Source organism: Pseudomonas sp. LJDD11, assembly GCF_024584215.1.
GTDB lineage: Bacteria > Pseudomonadota > Gammaproteobacteria > Pseudomonadales > Pseudomonadaceae > Aquipseudomonas.
Genome location: NZ_JANJFL010000058.1, coordinates 1 through 3,431 on the forward strand (window position 1 = coordinate 1; position 3,431 = coordinate 3,431).

Here is a 3,431-nt window from a genome sequence, read left to right on the forward strand (position 1 = left end):
CGTGGGCGACCCATTTTCTGCTCTGGAGAAACCAGATCCTTGATCAATTCCCACGATGCGTCGGAGAGTTCGTAACGCTTTGCCATGCGGGCCTCCAGCCAATCATGGCGGCAATTTTACCCGTACCGACTTTTCGTACAAAACCTAAGGCTGAGCGCTGTGTAGCGCCAAGAGCGTGATGGATCTGGCCAGTTCGCCCTACGCAATTGCTCCACAACCTCACCCCCGCCGCGCCACCAATAACGCCGTCGCCGCACTGGCCAACAACCCCGAACACACCCGATTGAACATCTGCTTGCTCGACGGCCTGGCAAACAGCCGACGTGCATGCACGCCCATCCAGGCGTACAGGGCAATCGCCACGCATTCGAGCAGCAGAAACAACGCGCCCAGCACGGCAAATTGCGCGGTCACGTCGCGGGACTGGTCAACGAACTGCGGCAGGAATGCGGTAAACAGCAAGATCGCTTTGGGGTTGCCGATGGCGACCAGAAACTCCTGACGCGCCAGCCGGGCGAGGCCCGGAGAGTCGGCGGCGGCCATGCCTTCAGCTTGCGGGGTGGCGCGCCAGAGCTGGAAGGCCAGCCAGAACAGATAGCCTGCGCCGATGATTTTGATGGCGTGGAACAGCCATTCGGAGGTGTGCAGCACAGCGGCCAGGCCGACGGCCGCCAGGGCAATCATGATGGCGAAGGCCAGCAGGCGCCCTGCTCCGCCGCTGCAGGCGCGGGCGAAGCCGTAGCGGCTGGCGTTGCTGACCGACAACAGGTTGTTGGGGCCGGGCGCCATGTTCAGGGCGAAACAGGCCGGGATGAACAGGGCAAGGGTGGACAGCTCCATGGGATTCTCCGCAAGACAGGGCAGCGAGTTGCAATCTGGCATGCACACCCTGCCCGCTCAAGGCACAGCCAAGGGCTTTTATCCGGGTTGACTGTACCGCCGCGATACATCCGCTCAAGCCTGGCAAAACCCTGTGACCCTCTGCGCCACTGACTATGGCGATGTCTGGCTAGCCTGTCGGGCACCGTTATCAAGCAAGGAGGCTTCGATGTTGCCAACAATTCGTTTCCTGGTTGCCGCTGTGCTGTTGTCTGGCAGTGCGACCTTGCAGGCCGCGCAATGCCCGGACTGGGAGCCGGCCAAGGCCCGTCAGCAAGTACATGCCTTGCAGGAGCAGATCTTGCAGTGGGACGACAGCTACCATCGCCAAGGCGTATCACTGATTGCCGATGAGCTGTACGACCAGGCCCGGCAACGTCTGTCCACATTGCGCAGTTGCTTCAACCTGCCTGCCGGCGCCGCCGACGACCCGTTACTCACCGCACGTGGCCGGGTGCTGCATCCGGTGCCGCATACCGGGCTGGGCAAGCTGGCTGATGACAAGGCTGTGGCCCGCTGGCTGGCCGGGCGCGAGGACGTGTGGATTCAACCCAAGGTCGATGGCGTGGCGGTCACGCTGGTTTATGAGCAAGGACGTCTGGCGCAGGCCATCAGTCGTGGCGACGGCCAGCAAGGCCAGGACTGGACCACCCAGGCGCGGCGTATCGCAGCCATTCCCGGTCAGTTGCCCGAACCACGCGACCTGCTGCTGCAAGGCGAGTTGTACTGGCGTCTGAACGGCCATGTGCAGGCCACCGACGGCAGCCTCAATGCCCGCAGCCAGGTGGCCGGTGCCTTGGCCCGCCATGATCTGAGTGACGAGCAGGCAGCGCAAATCGGCCTGTTCGTCTGGGACTGGCCCACCGGCCCGCAACAACTGCAGCCGCGCATGGATGAGCTGGCCGCCTTGGGCTTCAGCGACATGGCCCATTACAGCCAGCCGCTGGCAGGCATTGAACAAGCCCGCGCCTGGCGCGAATTCTGGTATCGCAACCCGCTGCCCTTCGCCACCGACGGCGTGGTCCTGCGCCAGGGCAGTCGCCCGCCGGCCGAGCGCTGGCAGGCCAAGGCGCCGTACTGGATAACAGCGTGGAAGTACCCCTACGCGCAAGCGCTGGCCGAGGTGCGCAAGGTGACCTTCAACATCGGCCGCAGCGGGCGGATCACGCCGATGCTGGAGCTGGTGCCGATTCGCCTTGATGACCGCACCATAAGTTCGGTCAGTGTCGGTTCGCTGCAACGCTGGCAGAAGCTGGATGTCCGCCCCGGTGATCAGGTGGCGTTAAGCCTGGCCGGGCTGACCATCCCGCGCTTCGACGGTGTACTGCTGCGCAACAGCGAACGCGTGCCGCTGCATGTGCCAGACCCACAGGCTTATCACCCGCTCAGTTGCTGGCAACTCACGCCCGGTTGCGAAAGCCAGTTCAAGGCGCGGCTGGTGTGGCTGTCTGGCAAGCAGGGGCTGAACTTGCCGGGGGTCGGACCGGGTACCTGGGACAAACTGCTCAATGCCGGGCGGCTCGACGGTTTGCTCGACTGGATGACCCTTGAGGCCGCCGAGCTTGTTAAGATGCCCGGCCTGGGTGAGCTTAGCGGCGCTACACTGTTTGCCAATCTGCAGAGCGCCCGGGACAAACCGTTCCGCCTCTGGCTCAAGGCACTGGGCCTGCCGCCCACCGGTAACGCCCGCCTGGCCGATGACTGGCAGACCCTGGCGGCGCGTAGCCTGGAGCAATGGCAGGCCGAAGCCGGGATCGGACCGGGACGTGCTGCACAGTTACAGGCATTTTTTCTCGACCCGCAGGTTCAGGCGCTGCGCAGTCAGTTGAGCGCCTTGGGTGTTGCGGGATTTTGATGCCGGGTTGTTATCTGCGCCCGGCTTGCACAAGGAGTTCACATGAAGCTGTTTTCCCCATTGATCCTGGCGCTGGCGTGCGCGCTGGGGTCGCCAGCGGTACTGGCCGCGGAACAGGCACCACCGGCTTCGGGCTGCCTGCTCAAGAGCCAGGAAATCAACGGCAAGATTCAGCAAGCCAAGGCTGACGGCAACAAACGTGAGCAGGCCGGGCTGGAAAAGGCGCTGAGCGAAGTCAACGCCAACTGCAGCGAAACCGCTTTGCTCAAGCAGCATGAACAGAAGGTGCTGGATGCCAAGCGTGAAGTCAGCCGCCGCCAGACCGACCTGAACAAAGCCATGGCCAAGGGCGACCCGGAGCGCATCAACAAGCGCAAAGACAAACTGGCCGAGTCGCGCAAGGAACTGGTCGACGCCCAGGCTGAGCTGGACAAGGTCCAGACTCAGAATTGAGAGACGGCGATATCAGTCCATTCGCGGCTGAAGCCGACACTGTTTACTTAATGAACCACCGCATTCGTCGGCTGAGCCGACTCCCACCGAGTCGGCGCCGTACCTGCTTCTTAGGCACGACACAAATTCGGTGGGAGATCGCCCGCCGCCTCGGCGCCGCGCTGTCGCGTAGCCAACACGCAACCCCGTAGGAGCAGCTTTAGCTGCGAAAGGCTTCGCAGCTAAAACTGCACCTACGGGAGGG

The 3,431-nt window shown here is 63.3% G+C and carries 3 protein-coding genes and 1 pseudogene; 2 read left to right on the forward strand and 2 right to left on the reverse strand.

Annotated features, from left to right (window positions below):
• A pseudogene (locus tag NRB16_RS28660) lies at window positions 1-86 on the reverse strand (IS5/IS1182 family transposase); the annotation flags it as partial.
• 133 nt (window positions 87-219) lie between these two features.
• The gene (locus NRB16_RS28665) at window positions 220-840 is read right to left on the reverse strand and encodes a LysE family translocator (RefSeq protein ID WP_045486228.1); all 621 of its coding nucleotides are present in this window, start codon (window positions 838-840) and stop codon (window positions 220-222) included.
• A gap of 208 nt (window positions 841-1,048) precedes the next feature.
• Between NRB16_RS28665 and ligB the strand changes: the two genes are divergently transcribed.
• Both ligB and NRB16_RS28675 read left to right on the forward strand, forming a co-directional pair.
• Window positions 1,049-2,734, forward strand: coding sequence for an NAD-dependent DNA ligase LigB (gene ligB / locus NRB16_RS28670; protein WP_257107534.1), 1,686 nt, complete (start codon window positions 1,049-1,051; stop codon window positions 2,732-2,734).
• 42 nt (window positions 2,735-2,776) lie between these two features.
• On the forward strand, window positions 2,777-3,187 hold the full coding sequence (locus tag NRB16_RS28675) for a DUF1090 domain-containing protein (RefSeq protein WP_045486223.1): 411 nt from the start codon (window positions 2,777-2,779) through the stop codon (window positions 3,185-3,187).
• The last annotated feature ends 244 nt before the right edge of the window (window positions 3,188-3,431 follow it).